Source organism: Ruegeria sp. H9, assembly GCF_056532915.1.
Genome location: NZ_JBQFNX010000004.1, coordinates 316,742 through 342,173 on the forward strand (window position 1 = coordinate 316,742; position 25,432 = coordinate 342,173).

General features: G+C 57.6%; 26 protein-coding genes and 1 tRNA gene. 16 read left to right on the forward strand and 11 right to left on the reverse strand.

The features are described from left to right. Position 1: 1 nt before the first annotated feature. The 6 genes from nuoL to ACR0CZ_RS17585 are packed head-to-tail and all read left to right on the forward strand — an operon-like array spanning position 2 to position 8,393. Positions 2–2,131, forward strand: coding sequence for an NADH-quinone oxidoreductase subunit L (gene nuoL / locus ACR0CZ_RS17560; protein WP_170397036.1), 2,130 nt, complete (start codon positions 2–4; stop codon positions 2,129–2,131). After that, positions 2,131–3,675 (forward strand): NADH-quinone oxidoreductase subunit M, encoded by a 1,545-nt coding sequence (locus tag ACR0CZ_RS17565; protein ID WP_170397034.1) that lies wholly within the window; start codon positions 2,131–2,133, stop codon positions 3,673–3,675. The genes nuoL and ACR0CZ_RS17565 overlap by 1 nt, the downstream gene beginning before the upstream one ends. 15 nt (positions 3,676–3,690) lie before the next feature. Beyond that, on the forward strand, positions 3,691–5,133 hold the full coding sequence (gene nuoN, locus ACR0CZ_RS17570; protein WP_170397032.1) for an NADH-quinone oxidoreductase subunit NuoN: 1,443 nt from the start codon (positions 3,691–3,693) through the stop codon (positions 5,131–5,133). Positions 5,134–5,187: 54 nt separating this feature from the next. Next, positions 5,188–5,937 carry a biotin--[acetyl-CoA-carboxylase] ligase gene (locus ACR0CZ_RS17575; protein WP_170397030.1) on the forward strand — a complete coding sequence of 250 codons (750 nt, stop codon included), beginning with the start codon at positions 5,188–5,190 and terminating at the stop codon, positions 5,935–5,937. A 12-nt stretch (positions 5,938–5,949) separates the two neighbouring features. Continuing rightward, on the forward strand, positions 5,950–6,729 hold the full coding sequence (locus tag ACR0CZ_RS17580; protein ID WP_170397028.1) for a type III pantothenate kinase: 780 nt from the start codon (positions 5,950–5,952) through the stop codon (positions 6,727–6,729). Then, the gene (locus ACR0CZ_RS17585; RefSeq protein ID WP_170397026.1) at positions 6,726–8,393 is read left to right on the forward strand and encodes a ribonuclease J; all 1,668 of its coding nucleotides are present in this window, start codon (positions 6,726–6,728) and stop codon (positions 8,391–8,393) included. Before ACR0CZ_RS17580 ends, ACR0CZ_RS17585 begins: the two co-directional genes overlap by 4 nt. On the opposite strand, the gene ACR0CZ_RS17590 is transcribed toward ACR0CZ_RS17585, so the two are convergent. Then, a complete protein-coding gene (locus ACR0CZ_RS17590; protein ID WP_480537202.1) occupies positions 8,390–9,091 on the reverse strand; it encodes an NUDIX hydrolase in 702 nt (233 codons plus the stop codon). The two genes, ACR0CZ_RS17585 and ACR0CZ_RS17590, sit on opposite strands and share 4 nt — an antisense overlap. Next, entirely contained in the window at positions 9,088–9,486 is a 399-nt protein-coding gene (locus ACR0CZ_RS17595; RefSeq protein ID WP_170397024.1) for a DUF983 domain-containing protein, read from the reverse strand. The genes ACR0CZ_RS17590 and ACR0CZ_RS17595 overlap by 4 nt, the downstream gene beginning before the upstream one ends. Positions 9,487–9,707: 221 nt before the next feature. Here ACR0CZ_RS17595 and ACR0CZ_RS17600 point away from each other — a divergent pair, with 221 nt between their 5' ends. Genes ACR0CZ_RS17600 through ACR0CZ_RS17615 form a run of 4 tightly spaced genes read left to right on the forward strand, consistent with a single transcriptional unit; the run spans position 9,708 to position 11,591 of the window. Continuing rightward, entirely contained in the window at positions 9,708–10,163 is a 456-nt protein-coding gene (locus ACR0CZ_RS17600; RefSeq protein ID WP_170397022.1) for an EF-hand domain-containing protein, read from the forward strand. A gap of 6 nt (positions 10,164–10,169) precedes the next feature. Continuing rightward, the gene (locus tag ACR0CZ_RS17605; protein ID WP_170397020.1) at positions 10,170–10,784 is read left to right on the forward strand and encodes an RNA polymerase sigma factor; all 615 of its coding nucleotides are present in this window, start codon (positions 10,170–10,172) and stop codon (positions 10,782–10,784) included. After that, positions 10,777–11,121 carry a hypothetical protein gene (locus ACR0CZ_RS17610; protein ID WP_170397018.1) on the forward strand — a complete coding sequence of 115 codons (345 nt, stop codon included), beginning with the start codon at positions 10,777–10,779 and terminating at the stop codon, positions 11,119–11,121. Before ACR0CZ_RS17605 ends, ACR0CZ_RS17610 begins: the two co-directional genes overlap by 8 nt. Continuing rightward, entirely contained in the window at positions 11,118–11,591 is a 474-nt protein-coding gene (locus ACR0CZ_RS17615; RefSeq protein WP_170397015.1) for a periplasmic heavy metal sensor, read from the forward strand. The genes ACR0CZ_RS17610 and ACR0CZ_RS17615 overlap by 4 nt, the downstream gene beginning before the upstream one ends. A 4-nt stretch (positions 11,592–11,595) precedes the next feature. Here the strand turns inward: ACR0CZ_RS17615 and ACR0CZ_RS17620 are convergent, their stop codons facing one another. After that, positions 11,596–13,002: a diguanylate cyclase gene (locus tag ACR0CZ_RS17620; protein WP_480537201.1), complete on the reverse strand. Its 1,407-nt coding sequence runs from the start codon at positions 13,000–13,002 to the stop codon at positions 11,596–11,598. Positions 13,003–13,085: 83 nt separating this feature from the next. On the opposite strand from ACR0CZ_RS17620, the gene ACR0CZ_RS17625 reads away from it, so the two are divergent. The 5 genes from ACR0CZ_RS17625 to ACR0CZ_RS17645 all read left to right on the forward strand — a co-directional run bounded on the left by ACR0CZ_RS17625 (position 13,086) and on the right by ACR0CZ_RS17645 (position 17,464). Beyond that, a complete protein-coding gene (locus ACR0CZ_RS17625; RefSeq protein ID WP_170397013.1) occupies positions 13,086–13,370 on the forward strand; it encodes a DUF3572 domain-containing protein in 285 nt (94 codons plus the stop codon). 19 nt (positions 13,371–13,389) lie between these two features. Next, positions 13,390–14,085, forward strand: a complete 696-nt coding sequence (locus tag ACR0CZ_RS17630; RefSeq protein WP_170397011.1) for an HAD family hydrolase — start codon at positions 13,390–13,392, stop codon at positions 14,083–14,085. A gap of 113 nt (positions 14,086–14,198) precedes the next feature. Continuing rightward, the gene (locus tag ACR0CZ_RS17635; RefSeq protein WP_170397009.1) at positions 14,199–15,758 is read left to right on the forward strand and encodes a trimethylamine methyltransferase family protein; all 1,560 of its coding nucleotides are present in this window, start codon (positions 14,199–14,201) and stop codon (positions 15,756–15,758) included. 123 nt (positions 15,759–15,881) lie between these two features. After that, a complete protein-coding gene (locus ACR0CZ_RS17640) occupies positions 15,882–16,469 on the forward strand; it encodes a heme NO-binding domain-containing protein (RefSeq protein ID WP_170397007.1) in 588 nt (195 codons plus the stop codon). Further along, complete coding sequence (locus ACR0CZ_RS17645) at positions 16,466–17,464, forward strand: diguanylate cyclase domain-containing protein (RefSeq protein WP_480537200.1); 999 nt, start codon at positions 16,466–16,468, stop codon at positions 17,462–17,464. The genes ACR0CZ_RS17640 and ACR0CZ_RS17645 overlap by 4 nt, the downstream gene beginning before the upstream one ends. Positions 17,465–17,488: 24 nt before the next feature. Here the strand turns inward: ACR0CZ_RS17645 and ACR0CZ_RS17650 are convergent, their stop codons facing one another. From ACR0CZ_RS17650 to ACR0CZ_RS17685, 8 genes are all read right to left on the reverse strand, one after another. Continuing rightward, on the reverse strand, positions 17,489–18,175 hold the full coding sequence (locus ACR0CZ_RS17650) for a CbiX/SirB N-terminal domain-containing protein (protein ID WP_170465970.1): 687 nt from the start codon (positions 18,173–18,175) through the stop codon (positions 17,489–17,491). A gap of 72 nt (positions 18,176–18,247) precedes the next feature. Next, a complete protein-coding gene (locus ACR0CZ_RS17655; RefSeq protein ID WP_170397001.1) occupies positions 18,248–19,180 on the reverse strand; it encodes an AEC family transporter in 933 nt (310 codons plus the stop codon). Positions 19,181–19,224: 44 nt separating this feature from the next. Beyond that, positions 19,225–20,022, reverse strand: a complete 798-nt coding sequence (locus ACR0CZ_RS17660; RefSeq protein ID WP_170396999.1) for an MBL fold metallo-hydrolase — start codon at positions 20,020–20,022, stop codon at positions 19,225–19,227. Then, on the reverse strand, positions 20,019–20,825 hold the full coding sequence (locus tag ACR0CZ_RS17665) for a TatD family hydrolase (protein WP_170396997.1): 807 nt from the start codon (positions 20,823–20,825) through the stop codon (positions 20,019–20,021). Before ACR0CZ_RS17665 ends, ACR0CZ_RS17660 begins: the two co-directional genes overlap by 4 nt. Continuing rightward, positions 20,825–21,943 carry a DNA polymerase III subunit delta' gene (locus ACR0CZ_RS17670; RefSeq protein WP_170396996.1) on the reverse strand — a complete coding sequence of 373 codons (1,119 nt, stop codon included), beginning with the start codon at positions 21,941–21,943 and terminating at the stop codon, positions 20,825–20,827. The genes ACR0CZ_RS17665 and ACR0CZ_RS17670 overlap by 1 nt, the downstream gene beginning before the upstream one ends. Before the next feature lies 1 nt (position 21,944). Then, positions 21,945–22,577 (reverse strand): dTMP kinase, encoded by a 633-nt coding sequence (gene tmk, locus ACR0CZ_RS17675; protein WP_170396994.1) that lies wholly within the window; start codon positions 22,575–22,577, stop codon positions 21,945–21,947. Next, positions 22,574–23,740: a D-alanyl-D-alanine carboxypeptidase family protein gene (locus ACR0CZ_RS17680; RefSeq protein ID WP_170396992.1), complete on the reverse strand. Its 1,167-nt coding sequence runs from the start codon at positions 23,738–23,740 to the stop codon at positions 22,574–22,576. Before ACR0CZ_RS17680 ends, tmk begins: the two co-directional genes overlap by 4 nt. An 18-nt stretch (positions 23,741–23,758) precedes the next feature. Then, on the reverse strand, positions 23,759–25,072 hold the full coding sequence (locus tag ACR0CZ_RS17685; protein WP_170396990.1) for an SPOR domain-containing protein: 1,314 nt from the start codon (positions 25,070–25,072) through the stop codon (positions 23,759–23,761). 204 nt (positions 25,073–25,276) lie between these two features. Here ACR0CZ_RS17685 and ACR0CZ_RS17690 point away from each other — a divergent pair. Then, a tRNA-Ser gene (locus ACR0CZ_RS17690) sits at positions 25,277–25,366 on the forward strand. Positions 25,367–25,432 lie beyond the last annotated feature (66 nt).

The window sequence follows — 25,432 nt, forward strand, 5'->3', positions numbered from 1 at the left end:
TATGGAAACCACCATCCTCTTTGCCCCGCTCGTGGGTGCGTTGATCTGCGGTTTTGGCTGGCGCTTCATTGGTGAGAAAGCCGCCATGTGGACTGCCACGGGCCTGCTGTTTCTGGCCTGCCTGCTCAGCTGGATCGTCTTCCTTTCATTTGATGGCCACACCCAGCAGATCGAGATCATGCGCTGGATCGAAAGTGGTTCGCTGTCGACAAGCTGGGCCATTCGTCTGGACCGTCTGACGGCGATCATGCTGATCGTGGTGACGACCGTTTCGGCGCTGGTTCACTTGTATTCATTCGGCTACATGGATCACGACCCGCAATGGCGTGAAGGCGAAAGCTATAAGCCGCGTTTCTTTGCCTATCTGTCGTTCTTCACCTTCGCGATGCTGATGCTGGTGACGGCGGACAATCTGGTTCAGATGTTCTTTGGCTGGGAAGGCGTGGGTGTTGCCTCGTATCTGCTGATCGGGTTCTATTATCGCAAGCCCAGCGCCAATGCAGCAGCGATGAAAGCGTTCATCGTGAACCGAGTGGGCGATTTCGGCTTTGCGCTGGGGATCTTCGCGCTGTTCTTCCTGACCGACAGCATCAATTTCTCAGACATATTCGCGTCGGCCCCGGCATTGGCGGAGGAAAAACTGAGCTTCCTCTGGGGTGAGTGGACTGCGATTGAGGTGATCTGTGTTCTGCTTTTCATCGGCGCGATGGGTAAATCGGCCCAGTTGATACTACACACCTGGCTGCCGGATGCGATGGAAGGTCCGACCCCTGTGTCCGCGCTGATCCACGCTGCGACCATGGTTACCGCAGGTGTGTTCCTGGTCTGCCGTATGTCGCCGCTGATGGAGTTCGCACCGGGGGCCACCGGGTTCATAGCCTTCCTTGGCGCTTCGACTGCGTTTTTCGCAGCAACCGTGGGCTTGGTGCAGACCGATATCAAGCGGGTCATTGCGTATTCGACCTGTTCGCAATTGGGTTACATGTTTGTCGCCGCCGGCGTTGGCATGTACTCAGCCGCGATGTTCCATCTGCTGACGCACGCATTCTTCAAGGCGCTGCTGTTCCTTGGTGCCGGTTCAGTGATCCATGCGATGCATCATGAGCAAGAGATGACCGAGTACGGCGGTCTGCGGAAGAAAATCCCCTATACGTTCTGGGCGATGATGATCGGCACGCTGGCCATTACCGGTGTGGGCATCCCGCTGACCACGTTTGGATTCGCCGGGTTCCTGTCGAAGGATGCCATCATCGAAAGCGCCTTTGTAGGTGGCACAGGTTATGCCTTCTGGATGTTGGTAATCGCAGCGGTGTTCACCTCATTCTACAGCTGGCGTCTGATATTCCTGACCTTCTATGGCGAGCCGCGTGGCGACAAGCATACGCATGAGCACGCGCATGAAAGTCCGATGGTCATGCTGGTCCCGTTGGGGGTACTGTCTCTGGGCGCGGTATTCTCGGGGATGCTGTGGTACAACCAGTTCTTCGGCTACACCGATAAAGTGGCCAAGTTCTACGGTATTCCGCTGGCGGAAGAGACCGGCGGTCATGGCGAAGTTGCCGCAGACGCATCTCATGGTGAGGCCAAGGCAGATGACGACCAATTCGACGCGAAGGCTGATAAAGGCGAGGGTGACTACAAGGCGGACAAAAAGCATGCCAGCTTTGGCGGTGAGCCGGGCGAAGGCGCGCTGTATATGGCACCTGACAATAATGTCCTGAACGATGCGCATGAGGCTCCGAAATGGGTCAAAGTATCGCCTTTTGTTGCCATGCTGCTGGGTTTTGTCGTCGCCTATTGGTTCTACATCGTGAACACGTCGCTGCCCGCACGTCTGGCGGCGAACCAGCGGCCGCTGTACCTGTTTCTCAAGAACAAGTGGTACTTTGACGAGATCTACGACGCGATCTTTGTCAAACCTACCGTTGCGCTGGGTCGGTTCCTGTGGAAACGCGGTGACGGCAACACGATTGATGGCTTCCTGAACGGGGTTTCGATGGGCGTGGTGCCCTTCTTCACCCGCCTCGCAGGGAAGGCTCAGACCGGTTACATCTTTACTTACGCCTTCTGGATGGTCTTGGGGATCGCCGCCCTTGTCACCTGGATGTCGATCGGCGGAGGCGCGAACTAATGGACAATATCCTATCTATTGTCACCTTCATCCCCGCCATCGCAGCAGGCATTCTGGCCCTGTTCCTGCATGGTGAGGACGCAGCCGCCCAGCGGAACGCCAAATGGGTGGCCCTGGTTGCGACAAGCGTGACGTTTCTGGTCTCAATCGGCATCTACACGGGCTTTGACCCCTCGAACACCGGCTTCCAGATGGTGGAAGAGGGGGAATGGCTGCTGGGCCTGAAATACAAGATGGGCGTCGACGGGATCAGCGTTCTGTTCGTGCTGCTGACCACCTTCATCATGCCGCTGACCATTCTGGCCAGCTGGAACGTCACCGACCGCGTCAAGGAATACATGATCGCATTCCTGTTGCTGGAAACGCTGATGCTGGGCGTGTTCATGGCGCTGGATCTGGTGCTGTTCTACCTGTTCTTTGAGGCCGGCCTGATCCCGATGTTCCTGATCATCGGCATCTGGGGCGGCAAGGATCGCATCTATGCCAGCTTCAAGTTCTTCCTCTATACCTTCCTCGGCTCGGTGCTGATGCTGGTGGCGATGGTTGCGATGTATGCGGATGCGGGCACCACGGATATCGAGGCGCTAATGAGCCATCAGTTCTCGTCGGATGGGTTCAGCGTGCTGGGCATCTATATCGTCGGCGGCATGCAGACGGTGATGTTCCTGGCCTTCTTCGCGTCGTTCGCGGTGAAGATGCCGATGTGGCCGGTGCATACCTGGCTGCCGGATGCGCACGTTCAGGCGCCGACGGCAGGTTCGGTCGTGCTGGCGGCGATCCTGTTGAAGATGGGCGGCTATGGCTTCCTGCGCTTCAGCCTGCCGATGTTCCCGGTGGGGTCTGCGGTGATGACCGATGTGGTGCTGTGGATGTCGGCGATTGCCGTTGTCTACACCTCTCTGGTCGCGCTGGTGCAGGAGGATATGAAGAAGCTGATCGCCTATTCCTCGGTCGCGCATATGGGCTTTGTGACCATGGGTATCTTTGCAGCGAACCAGCAGGGCATTGATGGCGCGATCTTCCAGATGCTCAGTCATGGGTTCATTTCCGCAGCGCTCTTCCTGTGTGTTGGCGTGATCTATGACCGGATGCACACCCGCGATATCGAGGCGTATGGCGGTTTGGTCATCCGGATGCCGGCTTACGCTCTGGTCTTCATGCTGTTCACCATGGCCAATGTTGGCTTGCCTGGTACATCAGGCTTCATCGGGGAATTCCTGACCCTGATGGGCGCATTCCAGGTCAACACCTGGGTGACGGCTGTGGCTGCAACCGGTGTGATCTTCTCGGCGGGCTATGCGCTATGGCTCTATCGCCGGGTAGTCTTTGGAGATCTGATCAAGGAAAGCCTCAAGGCCATCACAGACATGAGCTCGCGCGAGCGGCTGATCTTCGCGCCGTTGATCGTGATGACTATTTTGCTTGGGGTTTATCCCTCGCTGGTGACCGATGTGATCGGGCAATCCACCGCAGCGCTAATCTCGAACTATGACACGGCTCTGGCCGCGGCTGAAGCCGCAACCCAGACAGCCGCTTCGCATTAAGGGGGCTTTGGAGACATGATCCAGGCTGATCTGACAATCATCCTGCCGGAAATTGTTCTGGCAATTTATGCGATGGCGGCGCTGATCGGGGCTGTCTACACCACCAAGGATGCTCTGGCTCCCATGCTGGTCTGGGCCACTTCAGGTCTGATGGCGGTGTTGGCAATCTGGATTGCGATGAATGGCGAAGGTACCAACGTGGCCTTCAACGGCATGTTTGTGGATGACGGCTTTGCTCGATTTGCAAAGGTTGCGATTCTGCTGTCCGCCGCTGCGGTATTGCTGATGAGCCAGGAATATATGGCGCGCCGCGATCTGCTGCGCTTTGAATATCCTTTGCTGGTCGCACTTGCGGCTGTCGGCATGATGATGATGGTTAGCGCAGGCGATCTGATGTCGCTTTATATGGGGCTTGAGCTACAGTCGCTGTCGCTTTACGTCGTGGCCGCCTTGCGGCGCGACAGTGCCAAATCCACCGAAGCCGGTCTGAAATACTTCGTGCTGGGCGCGTTAAGTTCTGGTTTGCTGCTCTATGGTGCGTCGTTGGTTTACGGCTTCACTGGCACCACGCTGTTTTCGGGCATCATCCAAACGGTGCATCATGGAGATGTCTCGATTGGCCTCCTGTTTGGCCTGGTGTTCATGATCTCGGGTCTGGCCTTCAAGGTCTCGGCCGTGCCGTTCCACATGTGGACGCCGGATGTGTATGAAGGGTCTCCGACCCCGATTACCGCGTTCTTCGCCACTGCTCCGAAAGTGGCTGCGATGGCCTTGTTCGCGCGCCTGATGCATGACGCATTCGGAGGCGTGATCAAGGATTGGCAGCAAGTGATCGTGCTGCTTTCGGTCCTGTCGATGCTGCTGGGCGCGGTTGCGGCCATCGGGCAGCGGGACATCAAGCGGCTGATGGCGTTTTCGTCGATTGCCCATATGGGATATGCTCTGATCGGACTGGCCGCCGGGACCGAGATGGGCATCAAGGCAATGCTAATGTATCTGGCCATCTATGTGACGATGAATATCGGAACCTTCGCATTCATCCTGATGATGGAGCGTGATGGCAAACCGGTCACTGATATTGATGCGCTACGTCAGTTCTCGAAGCGCGATCCGGGTAAAGCTCTGGCGGTCCTGATCCTGATGTTCAGTCTGGCGGGCGTGCCACCGATGCTGGGCTTCTTCGCCAAGTTCGGCGTCTGGCAAGCGGGTATCGATGCCGACCTGTTCGGGCTGGTGATCGTCTCGGCCATCGCCTCGGTCATCGGTGCGTTCTACTATCTGCGGATCGTGTTCTACATGTATTTCGGGGCGGAGAATGAAGACCCGATCGAGATCCGCTCGACCCCGGTTTTGTGGGCAGCGCTGATGGGCTCTGCGGCTCTGATGTTGATTGGCGTATTTTATCAGTTCGGTGTGGAAGGGGCAGCTGCAGCTGCTGCGGCGACGCTTGTCAACTGATACTGCCGCGTTTCGATCAACCGAGGCTCGGTCGCGCGACCGGGCCTTTTTGACATGAGCGAATGGCCGCAGGGATATGGCCTGCATATACTGAAAGAAGTCGACAGTACTCTGAATGAGGCGGTGCGGCTTGCGCCAACAGCGACCGGTCCGGTCTGGATCATGGCACATCATCAGACCGCCGCGCGTGGTCGGCGCGGGCGAGCCTGGGCCAACCCCAAAGGTAATCTGGCAGCGACTTTGCTGATGCGCCCGCCGGGTGATCCGGAACAGGCGGCCCTTCGAAGTTTTGTCGCAGCGCTCGCCCTGTATGATGCCTGTGTGGCAGTAACGGGGCGCGCAGTAGGTTTGGCACTGAAATGGCCCAATGACGTGCTGCTCAACGGCGGAAAACTAGCGGGTATCCTGCTAGAAAGCACGGGGCAGGGCCGGGGTGTGTCACATCTGGCGATAGGTATTGGGGTGAACCTGTCCGAGGCACCGGGCACTGATCGCGTCGAAGCCGGAGCGGTGCGACCTGTTTCTCTGCTTTCGGAAACCGGCGCGCTCACCACCCCCGAGGATTTTCTAACCGAACTGGCGGTAGCCTATGCGCATTATGAGACCCAGTTCATGACCTACGGGTTCGAACCTATCCGCACCGCCTGGCTATCCCGAGCAGCGCGGTTGGGCGAAGTCATAACCGCTCGTACAGCCACGTCCGAAACGGTTGGAACCTTCGAAACGGTAGACGTGGGTGGCAGCCTTGTCCTAAACACCGCCAAGGGCCGGGTCAGCATTCCGGCTGCGGATGTTTACTTCTGAAAGGGGCGCGGGATGCTTCTGGCGATTGATTGCGGCAATACCAACACCGTTTTCTCGATCTGGGATGGCGAAAAGTTTCTGTGCACCCTGCGCACCTCAACTCATCATGCCCGCACAGCGGACGCATATTTCACTTGGTATTCAACCTTGGTGAAACACTACGGTATCGAAGCTGATATCTCGGATGTGATCATCGCCTCAACCGTGCCACGCGTGGTGTTCAACCTGCGGGTCTTTGCTGATCGCTTTTTTGGATGCCGGCCGATTGTTGTTGGCAAGCCAGATTGCCTGCTGCCGGTCAATCCGCGCGTGGACGAAGGCACCGTGCCCGGTCCGGACCGGTTGGCCAACGCGGCGGCGGCGTTCGACCGCCATGGCGGCAATGTGGTTGTGGTTGACTTTGGGACGGCTACGAATTTCGACGTAGTCGCAGCCGACGGCGCCTACGTCGGTGGTATCATCGCCCCTGGCGTGAACCTGAGCCTTGAGGCACTGCATCAGGGTGCCGCGGCGTTGCCGCATATCGACATCACGAGGCCCGAAAAAGTGATTGGAACAAACACGGTTGGCTGTATCCAGTCCGGCGTGTATTGGGGATATTCCGGCCTGATCGAAGGGCTGATCTCGCGCGTGAAAGCTGAATACGGAATGGCGATGAAAGTCGTCGGTACCGGGGGCCTGGCGCCTCTGTTTGACCAGGCTGACGTGGGTTTTGACGCTATCGAGGATGATCTGACGATGCACGGGTTGACCGTGATACATCGCTATAACAAGGAAAATGGCTCAACATGAGCAGTGAACGACTGATCTATCTGCCGCTGGGCGGTGCAGGCGAAATCGGCATGAATGCCTATGTCTATGGTTACGGTAAGCCGGGGCAAGAGCGGTTGATCCTTGTGGATCTTGGCGTTGCCTTCCCGGACATGGACACCTCGCCCGGCGTGGATCTGATCTTTGCAGACATCACCTGGCTGAAAGAGCGCGCCGATCAGCTGGAAGCAGTTTTTGTCACTCACGCGCACGAAGATCATGTCGGGGCGGTGGCCCACTGTTATGAGGCTTTAGGCGCGCCGGTCTACGCGCGCGCTTTTACCGCCAATATCGCGCGTCGCAAGATGGAAGAACGCGGCCACCCGACCGAGGCGGTGCAAACTGCGTCTCCATGGCCCGAACAGATCAAGGCTGGCCCGTTTACCGTTGGTTTCCTGCCGGTTTCGCATTCCATCCCTGAAAGTGCAGGGCTCGTTATCGACTCGCCTGCCGGACGCGTGGTGCATACGGGGGATTTCAAGCTCGATTCCAACCCGGTCGTGGGCGAACCATTCGATCCCGATCTGTGGGCCGAGGTGGCAAAGCCCGGCGTCAAAGCGTTGGTCTGTGACAGTACCAATGTGTTCTCAAGCCATCCCGGGCGTTCGGAATCCGAAGTCGGCCCCGAGATCACCCGTCTGGTTCTAGAGGCCAGCGGCATGGTCATCGCAACCACGTTTGCCTCGAACGTGGCACGCGTGAAAACGCTGGCAGAGGCGGGACAGAAAGCCGGCCGTTCGGTCGTTCTGCTGGGTCGTGCGATGCGGCGTATGATCGAGGCGGCGACCGAGACCGGCATCCTGACCGATTTTCCAAAGGTTATCAGCGCCGAAGAGGCCGTCGACGTGCCGCGCGCGAACCTGATGTTGATTGTGACTGGCAGCCAAGGCGAACGCCGCGCAGCCAGCGCGCAACTGGCGCGCGGTAAGTATCGCGGACTAGAAGCGAAAGAGGGCGATCTGTTTCTGTTCTCGTCCAAGACTATTCCCGGCAATGAACGTGGCGTGATCCGCATCATGAACCAGCTCAGTGAGAAGGGCGTGGATGTAGTCGATGACAGCTCTGGTCTGTATCACGTCTCGGGTCACGCCAACCGGCCTGATCTTGAGAAGGTTCACGCTCTGATCGATCCGCAGATGGTCATCCCGATGCATGGCGAACACCGCCACTTGCGTGAGCATGCCAAACTGGCCGAAACGGGTGGTCGCACTGGGATTCTCGCTGTTAACGGCACTATGCTGGATCTGACTGGGAATGCGCCCAAAGTGGCGGATTATATCGAGACTGGCCGGACCTATCTGGATGGTACAGTCAAAATCGGCGCCTTGGACGGCGTAGTGCGCGACCGGATTCGCATGGCGCTGAACGGCCATATCACCATCACGGTGATATTGGACGAAGAAGACGAACCGCTGGGTGAGCCGTGGTGCGATACGATGGGCCTGCCCGAAATGGGATCATCCCGCGCGGGGCTGATTGAGGTGCTGGAAGAGGACCTGAACCAGTTCCTGATGCGTGCGGGCGCAAAGACGCTGCGTGATGACGACAAACTGGAAGAAGGGTTGCGCCGGATCGCACGTCAGACCGCGCAGGCCGAGATCGGCAAGAAACCCGAGGTAACAGTGGTTGTTAGCCGAATGCGTTAATCTGCATAGGGCATCGGATAGCCCCGAAGCTGCAGGAAAAGGCTGGCCTCTTCGTTGTTGAGAAAGAAGGGAACGGTTTCAGGCGGGTTCGGGTCCTCTGCACGGGCAGCGACTTCGGCCAGAACAACTTCGGTGATGAAGGGCAGGTCGAACTCCCGCGCTTGGCTGATCTTGACCCATTGCAAATGCGATAGCTCGTCCGAGGCATGGGTGAAGTCGTCAAGATCCCCCTGAATCGCGTCCGCATCGACCAGAAAGAACCTGGCGTCGAACCGGCGGGGTCGCCCCGGTGGTGTGACTGCGCGAAAGACAAATTGCAGTGCTTCCGCAGACGGCAGGTAGCCCATCGCCGCAAAGCTTTGCCAATCGGCCGGGATCGCGCCTTGCCAATACCCTTGTTGTCCCAGAACAAGCCCGGTTTCTTCCCACAACTCTCGGATCGCCGCGACAGCCAGAGAGGTCTGCAAGTTTGGCGCTGATTGTTGTGACAGGCGATCGGTGCATAGATCGGGCAATGGCGTACTGAGCGGGATGCCTGCATCGGAAGCGTCAACCGCGCCGCCCGGGAATACGAATTTGTTCGGCATGAACGCAGCCTTGGCACCGCGTTGGCCCATCAGGATCGACGGGTCTGTGAACCGATCACGCAATACGATTACGGTAGCAGCATCACGGATTGCGGTTTTATCCGCCGTCATCCGGCCTTGCCAAACCCGTGCATCCGCCGCGCCCATTGATAGGCGACCACGGCCCCTTTGAGACGGGGCAGAAGGAACAAGGACAGCGCGACGCAGCCGATCGAGAATGCAATCGCCATGGTCCATGGATCGGGACGCCACTGCACGTAAGAGACATGAAGGGCGGGTGCCAGAAGGTGCCCCACCAGCAGGATCGTCAGGTAGGCCGGGCCGTCATCAGCGCGATGATGGAACAATTCCTGCCCGCATTCCGAACAGGTGTCATTCACCTTGAGATAGCTGTGCAACAGCGCACCCTCACCGCAATTCGGGCATTTGCAACGGAACCCTCGGATCAATGCGGGTTTTGTTGGGCGGTCTTCTTCGAGCGAACTGTCAATAGTTTGGTCAATCATATGTATCTCGCGCATCTTTCCTGAAGGCATATAGGCAGGATCAGACCCAACGGAAAAGGGGGGTGCGTCGCTTTGTGGCGCTGCTGCTTAGCGTATCATTTTCTATTGGCGTTTCAAATAAACCAAAAAAAGTTTTGCCGGAAGCGACGGAAACCCGCCCAAGCCGCGTTTGAATAGGTATCAACAGCGGCAAATGGCCGCCAAATTCAGGGAACTATGTAATGAAAACCAAAAGCTTCATTTCGGCAATCGTCGTAGCTGCAGTTACTGTGACCGGCACTTCCGCTTTGGCCAAGGGCCCGCGTGCGACATTTCAGGAACTGGATGCCGACGGGGACGGGCAGGTGACTCAGGCCGAGATCGAGACACATCGCAACCAGAAATTCACCGTTGCCGATACGGATGGCGACGGCCAACTGAGCGTCGAAGAAATGCAGGCTGCGGCGCAGACCAAGGCCAACGAGCGTGTCACCAAGATGTTCGAAAAGCACGACGCAAATGCGGATGGTTTCCTTAGCGAAGATGAATTGCCGAAACCGCGCCGCGCCTCCAAGATGTTCGAGCGCATCGATGCCGACGGCAACGGTTCGATCTCAGAACAGGAATACGCGGATGCAAAAGACAAAATGGGCCGGAAACACAAGCGGCATCAGAAGTCGGACACCGACAACAACTGATACGGGATGGAGGATCTGACCTCTTATCCCGACATCGAGCATGGCGGAACATCTGCCATGCCCGAGCCCAGCGACGAAGAGTTGCTGGGCCGGTTTTCTGATGGCGATGCTACGGCGGCCCGCCTGCTGACCGGGCGGTTGGGGCCGCGAAGTTATTCCGTGGCTTTGCGAATGCTGGGAAACCCAGCAGAAGCAGAGGACGTGACGCAAGAAGCGATGATGCGCCTTTGGAAGATGGCACCTGACTGGGTGCCGGGGCAGGCGCAGTTATCGACCTGGCTCTATCGCGTAACACTGAATCTATGTGTGGACTTGCGCCGGAAAAAGCGGCCTCAAGCGTTGGACAATGTGGCCGAACCCGAAGATGAGACTGCAAGTGTGGTCGACCAGATGCAGGAGAGTGCCCGCAAGGACGCGTTGCAGGCTGCATTGGAGCATTTGCCGGACCGGCAGCGGCAGGCTGTGGTTCTGCGGCACATCGAAGAATTGTCCAATCCCGAAATCGCGGGGATCATGGATATTTCGGTCGAGGCGGTTGAAAGCCTGACCGCGCGTGGCAAACGATCTCTGACCGCGATACTGGCGGGGCGTCGGGATGAACTGGGGTACGAACATGGCTGATCAAGATAACGAACTCGACCATCTGTTTGCACGGGCGCGTGCGGCGCGAGATACGTTTCCTGACGATCTTGCGGTTCGCATCGAAACGGATGCCGAAGCCATACGTCTGGCCCGGACTGCAAGACCGCAGCGGCGGACATGGCGGCAAAAGATAGGCGTTATCGGGGGGTGGCAAGGGTTGAGCGGTCTTGTAGCCGCAAGCGCAGCTGGCGTCTGGATCGGGTTCTCCGCTCCGGCCTTCTTGCCGGACCCAGTTGATTATTTCATCTCACAAGAGACGACCTATCTGATGGCCGATCTGAATTTAGACGAAAACTATCTGGAGGACGCAGAATGAGCGATCATCCCGCACCCAAACGCAAATGGATGCCGATATTGCTGGTTGTCTCTCTTGCTTTGAATCTGCTGATTGTCGGAGTCATTTTGGGTGCGGCATTGCGCTTTAAAGGAAGCGCTCATGCCGATGCGCCTCCGGGATTTGGCCCGGCGCTGTATTATGCGCTGCCAAAGTCGGATCGAAAGGCTCTGAGGGGTGAGTTGTCGGACCTGCGCGGAAAAGGATCACATCGGCGCAAGCAGGATTTTACTGCTCTTAGTCAAGTGCTTAGGGCCGTGCCTTTCGATCCCGCAGCGGTTGCGAGTCTTTTGGCACAGCAGTCGAAGGCAACTGCTGATCTGCAGACTGCGCTTCATCAGCAATGGCTGGCCCAGATCTCGGCCATGAATGATGACCAACGTGCCGCTTACGCGGACCGGCTGGAGGACGTGGTTAAACGCGGCCCGCGCAAACACAAAAAACGGGACTGACTAGTCACGCTGCGCTTTGCCGAATCTGTACCTGGTTGCGGCCCGCTTTTTTGGCGGCATAAAGTGCTTTGTCCGCCGAGCTGATCAATCGACCAACCGGGTCTGCTTCGCCTGGATGAGAGAGTTCGGGCGGGGTACATAATTTCACCCCCACGCTGATCGTTACGGGTACTGGGGCCGGACGATCCGGCAGCTGAAAAGGTTTTTCGCAAATTGTTTCACAAATCTGTTTCGCTTGCTTCAGCGCTTGGTCGGTTGAGGTATTCGGTAGCCCGATCATGAACTCTTCGCCGCCGATACGCGCGACAAAACCGGTTTTTCCTATCACGACTCGCAGCCTTTTCGCGGTTTCGGTCAGAACCAAATCCCCCGCGGCGTGACCGTAACGGTCATTGATTGCCTTGAAGTGGTCCAGATCGGCCAGCATCACGGCGAATCCGTGTTCCGTTTCTGGGGCCTGATGCGCGATCTGGTCCAGCGCGCGCATCGCATAGCGGCGATTGAACAGTCCCGTCAGCGGATCGATCAGGGATTCGGCCAAATCCCTGCGCAATGTCGCTCGCAATCTGTCGTCTCGGGTCTTGCGGGCGATCAAAGTTTCAAGCCGCAAGCATATCTCATCTGTCTGAAACCCGCCCATGCAGACCGCATCAGCACCTCGGTCCAGCGCCTCGGCCGCAAGTGCGGGATTATCACCCGGCAACACACCGATCAGCACCGTATTTCGTGTCGCACCGCGCGACCGAAGATCTGCCAGTAGGTTCCGCCCCGAGCTATTCGGTGCAAGCTCAACAATAATCGCGTCCGGGATCGTTCCGGACAGGATGCCTTTGAGATCAGGCAGAGTATGGCCGGTCACACGATGCCGGGTTTGATGGGTCAGAGCATTACTCCACAACGCGCTGGTTCGAACTGTTTGCGTCAGGATCGCGATCTCTGCCGTCGATGGCGGGGCGATCAGCACCTGTGGCGCCTCGCCAAAGCCAATGGTTTGGGCCGAACCTTCAATGTTTAATTCCTGCCGTTCGGCGCGCGTACGTAACAAGCTGCGTACGCGGGCCAATAGAAGTGTATCCTTGAACGGATAGCCAAGCACATCATCCAGCCCGTCCGACAGTGCCTTCAAACGCGCTGATTTGTCGTTTTGCGGTGCAATCGCAACAATCGGCACATCGATCAGAGCAGGATCTGCCGCCATCACTTTCTTAACATCCGCAGCGCTTCCGTCGGGCAGAGTTTGCGCTGTAAGAACCAGATCAGGCCGTGTCCGCCGCAGCAATGCACCAAGCCCGGCCAGTTTCTCACCCTGCACGACATGGTACCAGGCGGCCGTCAACTGAACCTTGAGCATTATACGATTCGTCGAAACACCGTCGAGGACGAGTATGGTGCCTTGTACAGACATAGCCATTCACCGTTTGATTGCATGCGTTGCTAAAGTGTTTATGAGTCTGGTTAACAAACCCTTTCCAACACAGTGTCCGAGGCCAGTTTATGCCGATCTCCGCCAATTCCGCTGAAACTCTGGCCCTGAATGTGCTGGGCTGGCTGGTGGGAAATGATGAGTTGCTGCCCGTTTTCCTGGGGGCGACAGGTGCCTCGGAACAAGATTTGCGCGACCGTGCGGGTGAGGCTGAATTTCTTGGGTCTGTGTTGGACTTTCTGCTGCTTGACGATTCATGGGTGATCGCTTTTTGTGACGCCAATTCCGTGCCCTACGAAGAGCCGGGTCAAGCCCGTGCCGCGTTGTCCGGAATTTCGGATATGCACTGGACCTAACCCAAAGGAAATTTGTTTCATGGCAATCGACGCCCTCGTGTTCGACAAGGACGGTACTCTTTTTGATTTTGCAGCCACTTGGGGTGCGTTCGGGCGTATCGCGATGCTGCAGCTCTCTGATGGAGATGTGCAGCGCGCGACCGAGTTGGGGAAGGCCATCGGATTTGATTTTGAACAAGAGAGCTACGACCCGAATAGCGTAGTCATCGCCGGAACGGTCGATGAAGTTGCTGCAGCCCTTACACCGCATTTGCCTGAGGTATCTCTGGGGCACCTGATCGAAACACTCAACCGGGCGTCAGCGAACGCAGAGCAGATCCAAGCCGTTCCCTTGGCACCATTCCTTGCCGAGCTGCGTCGCGCCGGGCTGAAACTGGGCGTTGCGACGAACGATGCTGAAATGCCGGCCCTGCAGCACCTGCAGTCCGTTGGTGTGCGAGACCATTTTGATTTTGTAGCCGGATATGACAGCGGACATGGTTACAAGCCAGGTCCGGGGCAGCTATTGGCCTTTGCTCAGCATGTCGAGGTCGCGCCATCTCGTGTTGTGATGGTTGGTGACAGTCTTCACGATCTAGAGGCGGGACGCGCCGCAGGGATGGTCACCATCGGGGTTCTGACCGGCATGGCGACGGCCAAAACACTCGAACCGCTGGCGGATGTCGTCTTGCCCAACATCGGGCACATTCCCGGCTGGTTGTCGAAAACCGAATAACCTCGGTTCCAAATCGCCGGGTTGGATAATAAAACCGACAACTCTTGTCGCAGACAGAACGGCGATGCTGAGTCTTCGGGGCTTTCATGGGAGTGAAAGCGCGGAGGATGGTGATGGCTGAGAGCAAGACACGCAAACGTCGCGGTGGTGGACGCGCGGGCGCAGCCGCGAGGCGCGGCGCGGCGGTGATCGAGCAGATGCCCTGGAACCCGCCCACAAACATCGACAAGCCAATCGAGCCGTTGGGACCCGAGGGAATCGAAGCGGTTCACGAAGGTGCCATGCGGATTCTCGAAGAGATCGGCATCGAGTTCTACAATCAAGAAGCCATCGGGATCCTGCGCAAGGCGGGCTGTACAATTTCCGGCGACAACGTCCGTATGGACCGGGATTTCGTGATGGAAATGGTGAGCAAGGCGCCCAACAAATTTACCATCACGCCGCGCAACCCGGAGCATCAGATCGAGATTGGTGGCAAGACCATTCTGTTCGGCAATGTTTCATCCCCACCAAATTATTGGGACATGGAAATCGGAAAAAAAGTGCCCGGCACCCGGCGGATGTGTCAGGACCTGCTGAAGCTGACGCAATACTTCAACTGTATCCACTTTGCAGGTGGATATCCGGTTGAGCCGGTCGATATCCACGCCAGCATACGGCACCTTGATGTGCTTTATGACAAGCTGACCCTGACTGATAAGGCAATGCATGCCTATTCGCTGGGGAAAGAGCGCGTCGAAGACGTGATGGAGATGGTGCGTATCGCGGGTGGCCTGAGCCACGAGGAATTCGAGGCCACGCCCCGGATGTACACTAACATCAACTCGACCTCACCGTTGAAACACGACCATCCAATGATCGATGGCTGCCTGCGGCTTGCGCGGCGTGGGCAGGCAATTGTCGTGACGCCTTTCACTCTGGCCGGGGCGATGGCCCCCGTGACGATGGCTGGCGCAGTGGCACAATCGCTTGCCGAAGCGCTGTGCGCGATTGCGTTGTTTCAGTACGTTCGCCCGGGTATTCCATGCGTGATCGGGACCTTTACTTCGAATGTCGATATGAAATCCGGTGCGCCTGCATTCGGGACACCGGAATACATGCGCTCGACCCAGATGACTGGGCAGATGGCACGGTATTATGGCTTGCCTATGCGGTCCTCGGGCGTTTGCGCGGCAAATGTGCCTGATGGGCAGTCGGTTTGGGAAACCTCGAATTCCCTTTGGGCGGCGGTACAGTCAGGCACCAACATGGTATATCATGCGGCAGGCTGGCTGGAAGGAGGCCTTATCGCAAGCCCCGAGAAATTTATCATGGATTGCGAAATCCTTCAGCAGATTCAGAGGTATATGCAACCGGAACTGACAGCGACGGGCCCGGATGACATCGCCCTTGAAGCGATCCGGTCTGTTGGAAACGACGGGCATTTCTTTGGCATCCAACATACGCAAGATCGCTATACCACCGCATTTTATCAGCCGTTCCTGAGTGACTGGAAAAACTTCGAAGCCTGGGAAGCAGCTGGTGGTATCTGGACTGCGGAACGTGCCCATCGGATGTTCAAGGAGATCGTGAACAATTTCGAAGCCCCGAAGATGGATGAGGCGATCCGCGAGGAGCTGGCCGAGTTTGTTGAGCGCCGCAAGGCCGAAGGCGGTGCGCCGACCGATTTCTGATCGCTGCCCAATCCGCCCTTCAGTTTGGGATTAGATCGGATTCTCATAATCCCGTATCGGATTTTGGGTGTTTGTTAAGCTTTCTGCGATCACTTGAGAGTGTCTTTCAATCTGAGGCGACACATGCACGGGCTGATCAACAGGGCGATCCAATCCTTTGTCTGCGCCACCTACGGGCGTCAATGCTGGTTGCGCGCGACTCATACGGCCGGGCTGGGATTTGACGAGTTCGAGGCGATGTTGATCTATGACACGGAGATATCGACCCGAGTGCTCGACGCTTTGTGCGCTGACTTGAACCGCCCAAAATCCGAATTTCTTGAGGATTTGGGCACTTATCTGGTCTCACACTCGAACATGGAAGATCTACGCAGGTTATTGCGTTTTGGCGGGGTAACCTATTTGGAATTTTTGCATTCGCTTGATGACCTGTCGGATCGTGTCCGCCTTGCCGTGTCGGATCTGAGGTTGCCTGATTTGGAATTGCAGGAACATTCACCCGGAGAATATCACTTGCACTGCTCTGCTGATTTGCCGGGATATTCCAGCGTCATGACCGGTGTGCTGCGCGCCATGGCGGATGACTACGGCGCGCTGGTGATCCTATCCAATGAAGGTCACCAAAGCGGGGCCGAGGTGATTTCGATCACATTGATCGAAAGCGCGTTTGCCGAAGGGCGTCACTTTGATCTCGGGGCACGTAAATCATGATCAAGACCGCGGAGCTTGGACAGTTGCTGGACACCTTGTGCCCGATGTTCGTTCTTGTTGATGGCAAGGGTCGGGTCGAGCAGGTTGGACCAACCCTGCAGAAACTGCGCCCGGATCAACCGATGGCGGGCCAAGATTTTCTGGATATCTTTGAACTGGTGCGCCCCCGATCCATCAAGACAATTGCTGCGCTGATGACGGTGCCGGACCGAAAATTGCATCTCAGGTTTCAAGACCAGCCGCAGACGGCGTTCAAAGGTCTGATCGCGCCGTTTCCTGGCGGAAGCGGGGCGGTCATCAACCTGTCGTTTGGAATTTCGATACTGGATGCGGTACGCGACTATGCTCTGACCAGCACCGATTTCCCGGGCACTGATCTGGCCATAGAATTGTTGTATCTGGTCGAGGCAAATTCTGCCGCGATGGAAGCGTCACGCTCGCTGAACTTGCGTCTGCAAGGTGCGATGCTGGCGGCAGAAGAACAAGCCTACACGGATACGTTGACCGGGCTGAAAAATCGACGTGCGATGGATCATATTCTAGGGCATTTGATTTCGGCGAAATCGAGTTTTGCAATGATGCATCTGGATCTGGATTTCTTCAAATCAGTCAATGATCGATTGGGGCATGCTGCAGGGGACTATGTTCTGCAGCAAGCTGCAAAGATCATGCTGGACGTCACACGCAGCGACGACACGGTTGCCCGAGTCGGGGGTGATGAGTTTGTCTTGATTTTTAAGGGCATGAACGATCGTACAAAGCTTGATGGTATTGCAGGGCGCCTGATTTCACGCCTGTGCAAGCCGATGCAGTTCGATGGGGCAACCTGCCGAATATCGGCAAGTATTGGTACAGCACTCTCGACACAATTCGAAGTGCCCAAGGCCGAAGATATTCTTCATGCCGCCGATCTGGCTTTATACGCAGCGAAACGAAGCGGGCGATCCTGCCACCGTTTCTATTGCGAGCTATCGGATGCGCAGCATTCCGGTTGACGCAGGTGGCCCCCCTTTGCTTCGCTACAGTGTATCCAACATCGCCGCGATGTGTCGCTTGACCTGAGGAAGCTCTGAAATCACGGGCATTACGTGTCCGTGAAAGCTGGCGCGGGCAAGTTCCTCGGGTACATCTTCCAAAACATGGCCTCCGGTGCAGGCAAAAAACGGCAGGCACAGCGCCTTGCCACCGCACCCGGTGGCGGCGTCCGCAATTGATGGGGTTTGCTCAACGAACCCGGTGCGAATGCTATTGAACGCGATAAGCCGACCCAGATTCTCGGCGAAACCCTTTGCGACAATGGCCGGATTGGCGCTGCGGCCCGAGCCATGTGCAGCGATCACAAGATCTGTGTCCGCCGCGCTCCAAACCCTGTTCGTCAGTTCCTGATGTATGGCCGCTGTAATCAGGGCAGGCAGTTCGGGATCGATACCCATGGGGTCCAGAATCGTGACAGAACGCTGGCCAATCCGCTTTGGCAGAGCGCTGGTGACAAACCAGCCGCGCGCCATGAATAAGGGGTAGATAACCGTGTCGCTGGTCAATCCATCAAGGCAATTTTCCAACGCCTGCGGGGCTGCCAATGTGGCCGACGATACCGAAACCCGTTGACATAACTCATCTACCTCTCGCGCAAAGGCTGCTAGCGCAGCTTCTGCAGGTGCAGGGTCCGAGGGTTGGCCATGGGCGACGATAACGGCGTGTGTCATGCAGGGCTCCGGATAGGTTCTGCGATAGATGTATTGCTGGTGGGCAGAGTCAATGCGGTGTTGGCAATTTCGTCATCCCAGTAGAGTCAGCCACAACCAGACCGTCAATATTGACGCGGTTGTTCCGATCAGAACCGACGACGCGGCCACACGTTTGGCATGTCCGTACATGTTCGCGAAGATGTAGCTATTGATCCCCGGCGCCATCGCTGCGGTAAGAACGCCCGAGCGGAACAGGTCTTGCGGCAGCGCCAGAGTTGACCCGAAGAACCAAACCAGGCTCGGGTGCAGCATCAATGAGATACAGCAGACGAAAATAATGGTACGCAGATCGCCCTCGGGTCGGTACTTAACCAGCACGCCCCCCAGCGCGAACAGGGCACCGGGCAAGGCCGCGCGGGTGATCAGGTTCAAGGCTTCGTCTACAACTCCGGGTATGGCCAGTCCAGTGAGGTTTACGACAAACCCCAACGAGATCCCAAGAATGAGTGCATTCTTGAACATGGCCGACAGCACGGATTTCAACATCAGCACTCCGCCGTTGCCGCGGTTTCGAAGCACCTCCATCACCGTGATGCCGAGGCAATAGCAAAAGGGTGAGTGGAACGCGATGATTGTGAAGTTGCCAACTAAATTTTCGACCCCATAGGCGCGCTCGGTAATAGGCAACCCCAAGAGGACCGAGTTTGAAAACAGACAGCAAAATCCAATAGCAACCGAATCCTCCCACGCTCGTCCGAAGATCAGGCGCGCACCGATCATACCAGCGACAAAACACAGACCAGCTGCTGAATAGAAACTGACCAAAAGCCGAGGATCGAAGCTGGTGCCGAGATCGAGATTGGCAATGGCGAGAAACAGTAGGCAGGGAATGGCAAAGTTCTGCGTGAAACTCATTAACCCATCGATATGGGTTTCGCGAAAATAGCCGAACCTCGTCGCCGTGTATCCGGCACCGATGACCAGAAACACCGGCAGGATGACATCAATCAGGCTTTGTAACATGGCGGCGCCATACGGGGTATCGTAAGCGCGTGCAGCAGCATGCCTTACAGGGCGTGCCGGATCACCATGCCATCATAGGCAGGCGTGATATGATCCGGTGTTTCCGCATCGACCGTCGCATAATCCAGATCGATATGCATGTTGGTCAAAACGGCGCGTTTTGGTTTCAATTGGTCGATCCACTCCAGCGTCTTTTCCAGATGGGCATGGGTTGGATGCGGGGAACGACGCAGAGCGTCAATAATCAGGCAGTCCAGATTCGCCAGTTCAGTCATGCTCTCATCATAAAGCTCTGCTACATCAGGCAGATAGACGATGTTTCCCATTCTGAAGCCAAGCGCATCAATCGATCCGTGGTTCACGCGAAATGGCCGAAGTGGGATCGTGCCGCCTGGGCCGGGAATTTCGAACGGCCCATTGATTGTCTTGAGGTCGAGTATGGGCGGATAGGGCGATCCCTCGGGCTGAACGAAGGCATAGCCAAACCGGCTGAGCAGATCGTTCTGCGTGTCACCATCGGCCCAGACGGGGACGCGGGTTTTCATATTGAAAACGATCATCCGCAGATCGTCGATCCCATTCATGTGGTCCGCGTGGGAATGCGTATAGACGACACCATCCAATCGCCCAGTCCCGGTGTCCAGCAATTGGCTACGCATATCCGGTGAGGTGTCGATCAGAACCGACGTAGTCCCATCCGGCCCGTCCCGTTCGACCAGTAACGAGCATCGCCGCCGCTGGTTTTTCGGGTTTTCCGGATCACAATCGCCCCAATGCCCCCCGAGACGGGGGACGCCACCGGATGACCCGCAGCCCAGAATTGTCAGGCGCAGCTCGCTCATGCAGCCGCCTTGTATGTGGCGGCTTTAGTGAAGAGCCGATCAAAATTGGCCTGCGTTTTTGCGGCGAAATCTGCGTAATCCAATCCGAAGACTTCAGCCCCTTTACGGGCGGTGTGTGCGGTATAGGCGGGCTCATTCCGTTTACCGCGATATGGTGGGGGGGCAAGATAGGGCGCATCGGTTTCGACCAGAATTCGATCAACAGGGGCCGAAGCGAAGATATCGCGCAGTTCCTGGCTTCTTGGGAAGGCCGCGATGCCGGACATGGACAGGTAAAAGCCCAGATCAAGCGCGGCCCGGGCCAGTTCTGCCGACGAAGAAAAGCAATGCATGACACAGGAATAGGGCGTATTACGATGCTCTTCGGTCAGAATGCGGGCCATGTCGTCATCAGCAGCGCGCGCGTGGATGATCAATGGCAGGCCAGTGCGCTGGGCGGCCTCGATATGGATGCGCAGCGATTGTTTCTGAACATCTGCCGACTCGGCCGTGTAGTGATAATCAAGCCCGCTTTCCCCAATGCCCACGAACTTGGGATGCTTAGCCAATGCGACCAGCTCATCGACCGTGGCCATCGGCTCATCAGCGGCGCTCATCGGGTGGGTGCCTGCAGCGTAGAAGACTGGGGCGTGAGCCTCGGCGATGGCGCGCACAGCGGGTTCGTTGCGCAGCCGGGTGCAGATGGTCACCATGCGGGTCACGCCAGCCTCGGCAGCGCGTGCTACGATTTCATCCAACTGACCGTCGAAATCAGGGAAATCCAGATGGCAGTGGCTGTCGGTAATTTCGGGGGTGAGGCTCATCAGCTGTGACCGGCGGTTTCCTGTATCTTGAACACCGTATCTAGGACAAGCGAGGCAGGGTCAAGGTTCACCGCCTGCCCGTGTCGTGCGCGCGCCGTGATGAGCGCGGCGACCTCCGCCCATTGGCGGGCCTTGTGCTGCGAGTTAGAGAGGCGCGACAGAGTTTCAGCCTCGTTCGGGGCGGCCTCGGGTATGGAGGCGGCACCTTTTGCACCTGTCAGCGCCAAACGCGAGAGCGCAACGTCGATCAGTGAAAGCAGCAGATCAAACCGTTCGGCAGCCCCCCGCTGAGCTGCCGCTTCTGCCAGTTTCAGGGCGCGCTGGCGGTCGAGCCGGGGAAGGGAGCCCAGAATTGCAATCAGCTCGGCATAAAGCTCTAGCCCGCCGAGATTGATCAAGCGGACGGCATCACCCACTGAACCGGCGGCGAGGGCTGCCAAATGCTCGGCCCGACTAGGGATTTCTGTGCCGGTCTGCGCTAGCGCGGCCTGCATGTCATCTGCGCCAAGGGGTGAAAGCCGCAGCGTGCGGCAACGCGAACGGATGGTCGGCAGCAGGCGCGAAGGTTGGTGTGAAACCAGCAGCAGCGTCGTGCGCGCTGGGGGTTCTTCGAGCATTTTCAGCAGCGCATTGGCGGCGCTGACATTCATTTCATCCGCTGAATCGACGATAACAACCCGGCGACCACCATCGGCAGAGGACAGGCCGAAGAACTTGCCCAGTTTGCGGATGTCATCGACAACAATTTCGTTGCGCAGCCGTCCCTGATCGTTGACGGACCGGGTGATTGCGGCAAGGCCGGGCTCGGCCCCCGCCTGGATTCGGTGAGCGACGGGGTGGTCCGGGTCGATGTCCAACGTCTCAGGCGCAGGAGGGGCACCAAACAACCCGCCTTCATTTGCCGGAGGTGTGGCCAACAAAAACTGTGCAATGCGCCAGGCAAGGGTAGCCTTGCCCACGCCGCGCGGCCCCGTTAGCAACCAGCCGTGGTGCAGCCGGTCCGAGTTATACGCGGTTAAAAACGCCTCTTGGGCCGCATCCTGTCCGAACAGCTTGAGAGTTTCGCGCGGATGCGGGGCACCAGGGGCCTGATCCGGTGTTTGGATATCGTCGCTCATGTCAGCTCAATTGCAGGGACGTCATGACAATATCTGTCACATCCCGCGCAACGCTGTCCATGTCCCGATTGCCGTCGACCACGTGGAAACGGTCAGAGAATTCTTGAGCCAGACCCAGAAAACCTGCCCGCATCTGTTGTTGAAGATCCAAACCGAAATCTTCGAACCGTTCTTCGGTGCCCTGACGACCTTTGGCGCGCAACAGGCCTGTTTCCGGGTCCATATCGATCAGCAAGGTCATATCTGGCTCTCGCCGGATCATCAAGCTGTGCAACTGATCCACCAAACCCCGCAGATCGCCGCGCGACAGACCTTGATACATCCGGGTACTGTCGGCAAAGCGATCGCAGATCACAACCTTGCCCTCTGCCAACGCGGGTTCAATCGTGCGCTCAAGATGATCGCGCCGGGCAGCGGTGAACAGCAGGATCTCGGTCTCGGCCGACCAGCGGTCCGGATCACCCTGCAGCACAAGGCTGCGAATTTCTTCTGCCCCGTCCGATCCGCCGGGCTCGCGCGTCAGAACGACGTCGCGGCCTTGACGCCGCAAGTGCTCGGCCAGCAGGCGCGCCTGCGTGGACTTGCCTGATCCGTCAATGCCTTCGAAGGTCAGAAACGTTCCGCGCGCTGTCACATTTGCTCCAGCGGGGTGTTGATCACTTCTTTCAGAACGATGCCACCCACGGTCAACATACGTACGACAAACCCGCCCAAGGGAACATCCTTTTCCGCCACCAGCGGGCGGCGGATTTCGGGCAATCCTTCGGGTTGGATCACCAACTCGGCCAATTGCTGGCCTTTGCTGACCGGTGCGTTGATAGGGCCGTCATAGACAACCTCGGCCTTGATGTCCTTGTCGCCCAAAACGGGGAACAGCAGGGTCAGATCACCCTCGGGCACCAATCCCACAGTCTTTTCCGCCCCCATCCAAAGCTTGGCCTGGGCTACCGGTTCTTCTGATTTGGCAACTGTCCTCTCGACAAAATTTCGAAACGACCAGTTAACCACGGCCTCAGCCTCCTCTGCGCGCTTGGCAGTGCTGTCGAGCCCTGAAAGTACAAAGACAACCCGTCGGTCGCCTTGTTTGGCAGAACCGACCAAACCATATCCTGCCTCTTGGGTATGGCCAGTCTTGAGGCCATCGGCCCCGATATCAAGCTTCAGCAGCGGATTGCGGTTTCGCGCGTTCGAGGGCGCTCGGCCATCGAATTCGAACTCTTCTTCGGCAAACAGCGGATAGTACTCGGGGAAATCGGTGATCAGCCGGTCGGCCAGAACTGCCAGATCGTGCACTGACATCATGTGCCCAGCAGCAGGCCAGCCGTTGGAATTGGCAAAGTTCGAGTTGTTCATGCCCATCTGCTGCGCCCGCTGAGTCATGAAACGGGCGAATCCGGCTTCGCTTCCGTCGGGGCTGAGCGCTTCGGCGATCACGACACAGGCGTCATTGCCCGAAAGCACGATGATCCCGCGCAAAAGATCCTCGACCCGGACACGATCCTGCGTGTTCAGGAACATGGTCGAGCCGCCATAGCTCATTGCATGTTCCGAGACGGGCAAAGTTTCGTCCAGCGTCAAACGGCCATCGCGCAAGGCTTCAAACGCCACATAAAGCGTCATGAGCTTCGACATGGACGCTGGAGGCAGAGGCTGATCGGCGTCTTTAGACAACAGCACAGTGCCGGTTTTCTGGTCCATCACATAAGCCGCACGCGCGGTGGTGTCGAAGGCATGGGCGGGCAGTGCCAACAGCGCCAACCCGAGGGCCAGTGTGGTGGATCGCAAAGCGGAAAGCATCATGGGCCTCCTGTTTGATCAGTTCTTTGCCGTGAAAGCATCGGTAAACCCAAGGTCTTTCACATCGTTCAACATCGCTCGGCGTTCCGCGCGGGTTGCAACGGGTCCAACCAAAACGCGCCAGACCGACTTGTCCTCGCTTTTCAGCTCCATGACTTCGGCAGCCATGCCATTGCGCCGGATCTTGTCCGCCGCGCTCTTGGCGTTGGATTCTACGCTGAATGTGCCCGCCTGAACAAAAGGTTTTGCCAACCCACTTGTCGTCGCAGCACTCGCCGTCGCTGGTGCCGCCGCCGTTGGTTCAGAGGCCTCGATGGCCGCTGCTGCTCCGGCAATCGGGTCCAGAGGCGTTTCGGTGATTGCGTTAGGGTCTTTCTTTTGCCACCACTTGCGCTTGGCCGGTTTTTCAGCCGGTGCCGTCAGTTCGGGATCCGACAATGCTGCCGTCTGTGTTTCTGACGAAGGGGATTCGGTCTCGGCAGCCGCTGCGGTTGCTGCGCCAGCTGCTGCGACTGCAGTCTCGTCGCTTGGCTTTTTCTGCCACCATTTGCGTTTGGCCGGTTTCTCTGGGGCTGGGGCCTCATTCGCGGCCAATTCACTGGTCGGTGCTTCTGCATTGGTCGGGGCTTCTGCACTGGGCGCATCTTCATCCGACGATGCAACAACGGCAGCCCCGGCAACGACCGCAGCTCCGGTCGCTGCTTCGGTGCTTGGCTTTTTCTGCCACCACTTCCGCTTTTGAGGCTTTTCAGCAGCGCCCGTTTCTGACGCTTCTGCGGTGTCGGTTGTTTCCGAACTCTCTGCACTATCTGTCTCTTCGGCAGGTTCCGCGGCGACAGGTGCAGGGGGTTCTTCAATAGCCTCACGTCGCAACGCGACAACCTGCACCCTGGTTGGAGCACCAGCCAGCATTCCCAATTGCTCGGCAGCGGATGACGAGACCTGCAGCGCGGGTCCCGGCAAATTCCGCTCACGGCGGAACAGTGCACCCGTTACCGATTTGTTGTTGGCTGTATTCTTAATCAGCACCCGTTCGGGTTGAGTCACATTGGGATGCGCCACCCAGATACCACCCAGCGATGGCCGCCCGTCCCACAATCCTGCTTCGGTGACCTGAAAAACCTCGGGGGCTTCAACATCGCGCTGATTGGTCGCGGCAGCCTCGGGGAACAGTTCGAACCGGTTTGTGTTGTCCGCATCTTCGGCGGCCGTATCCTCAGGCGGGTCCTCTGTTGTAAGTAGCCCTTCTTCGCATCCAGCCAATGCTGCCATGGTCACGACCAAAATTGCCAGCCGTTGTGGCCCAAAGCGTGTGCCCGTAGCTCGCTCCATTTTCTCAATCCCTTGCCTGACAAGGCCATTCCGGCCGCGCCCCACCGCGTCATTGCTGGTTCTTGTTGCCAATCTTGTGCGGTCTTTCCCGCAGATCATAGCGCGGGCATCGGGCCATGGAAAGACTGCTACATTCGCTTCGGCAAGATTTCCCGCTTTATGGCTTGCCACCGCGCTCAACTCGTCATAGACCCAGCCTCACGCGGGGAGGTGGCAGAGTGGTCGAATGCGGCGGTCTTGAAAACCGTTGAACGTGAGAGCGTTCCCAGGGTTCGAATCCCTGTCTCCCCGCCACTCATACCTGTCTCACTTCAGTTGTGTTTTTTGACCCGGAATTGTTCCGCAATTCCCGCGAGTTGA

Excerpts from the sequence above, each read along its gene's own strand:
- ACR0CZ_RS17645 (WP_480537200.1), top strand. The coding sequence starts at position 16,466 with ATGATCAAGACCGCGGAGCTTGGACAGTTGCTGGACACCTTGTGCCCG.
- ACR0CZ_RS17680 (WP_170396992.1), bottom strand. The coding sequence starts at position 23,740 with ATGCTTTCCGCTTTGCGATCCACCACACTGGCCCTCGGGTTGGCGCTG.
- ACR0CZ_RS17565 (WP_170397034.1), top strand. The coding sequence starts at position 2,131 with ATGGACAATATCCTATCTATTGTCACCTTCATCCCCGCCATCGCAGCA.
- ACR0CZ_RS17585 (WP_170397026.1), top strand. The coding sequence starts at position 6,726 with ATGAGCAGTGAACGACTGATCTATCTGCCGCTGGGCGGTGCAGGCGAA.
- ACR0CZ_RS17615 (WP_170397015.1), top strand. The coding sequence starts at position 11,118 with ATGAGCGATCATCCCGCACCCAAACGCAAATGGATGCCGATATTGCTG.
- ACR0CZ_RS17685 (WP_170396990.1), bottom strand. The coding sequence starts at position 25,072 with ATGGAGCGAGCTACGGGCACACGCTTTGGGCCACAACGGCTGGCAATT.
- ACR0CZ_RS17575 (WP_170397030.1), top strand. The coding sequence starts at position 5,188 with ATGAGCGAATGGCCGCAGGGATATGGCCTGCATATACTGAAAGAAGTC.
- ACR0CZ_RS17595 (WP_170397024.1), bottom strand. The coding sequence starts at position 9,486 with ATGATTGACCAAACTATTGACAGTTCGCTCGAAGAAGACCGCCCAACA.
- ACR0CZ_RS17600 (WP_170397022.1), top strand. The coding sequence starts at position 9,708 with ATGAAAACCAAAAGCTTCATTTCGGCAATCGTCGTAGCTGCAGTTACT.
- ACR0CZ_RS17620 (WP_480537201.1), bottom strand. The coding sequence starts at position 13,002 with ATGGCTATGTCTGTACAAGGCACCATACTCGTCCTCGACGGTGTTTCG.
- ACR0CZ_RS17625 (WP_170397013.1), top strand. The coding sequence starts at position 13,086 with ATGCCGATCTCCGCCAATTCCGCTGAAACTCTGGCCCTGAATGTGCTG.
- nuoL (WP_170397036.1), top strand. The coding sequence starts at position 2 with ATGGAAACCACCATCCTCTTTGCCCCGCTCGTGGGTGCGTTGATCTGC.
- nuoN (WP_170397032.1), top strand. The coding sequence starts at position 3,691 with ATGATCCAGGCTGATCTGACAATCATCCTGCCGGAAATTGTTCTGGCA.
- ACR0CZ_RS17665 (WP_170396997.1), bottom strand. The coding sequence starts at position 20,825 with ATGAGCCTCACCCCCGAAATTACCGACAGCCACTGCCATCTGGATTTC.
- ACR0CZ_RS17590 (WP_480537202.1), bottom strand. The coding sequence starts at position 9,091 with ATGACGGCGGATAAAACCGCAATCCGTGATGCTGCTACCGTAATCGTA.
- ACR0CZ_RS17660 (WP_170396999.1), bottom strand. The coding sequence starts at position 20,022 with ATGAGCGAGCTGCGCCTGACAATTCTGGGCTGCGGGTCATCCGGTGGC.
- ACR0CZ_RS17670 (WP_170396996.1), bottom strand. The coding sequence starts at position 21,943 with ATGAGCGACGATATCCAAACACCGGATCAGGCCCCTGGTGCCCCGCAT.
- ACR0CZ_RS17630 (WP_170397011.1), top strand. The coding sequence starts at position 13,390 with ATGGCAATCGACGCCCTCGTGTTCGACAAGGACGGTACTCTTTTTGAT.
- ACR0CZ_RS17640 (WP_170397007.1), top strand. The coding sequence starts at position 15,882 with ATGCACGGGCTGATCAACAGGGCGATCCAATCCTTTGTCTGCGCCACC.
- ACR0CZ_RS17655 (WP_170397001.1), bottom strand. The coding sequence starts at position 19,180 with ATGTTACAAAGCCTGATTGATGTCATCCTGCCGGTGTTTCTGGTCATC.
- ACR0CZ_RS17635 (WP_170397009.1), top strand. The coding sequence starts at position 14,199 with ATGGCTGAGAGCAAGACACGCAAACGTCGCGGTGGTGGACGCGCGGGC.
- ACR0CZ_RS17580 (WP_170397028.1), top strand. The coding sequence starts at position 5,950 with ATGCTTCTGGCGATTGATTGCGGCAATACCAACACCGTTTTCTCGATC.
- ACR0CZ_RS17610 (WP_170397018.1), top strand. The coding sequence starts at position 10,777 with ATGGCTGATCAAGATAACGAACTCGACCATCTGTTTGCACGGGCGCGT.
- ACR0CZ_RS17650 (WP_170465970.1), bottom strand. The coding sequence starts at position 18,175 with ATGACACACGCCGTTATCGTCGCCCATGGCCAACCCTCGGACCCTGCA.
- ACR0CZ_RS17605 (WP_170397020.1), top strand. The coding sequence starts at position 10,170 with ATGGAGGATCTGACCTCTTATCCCGACATCGAGCATGGCGGAACATCT.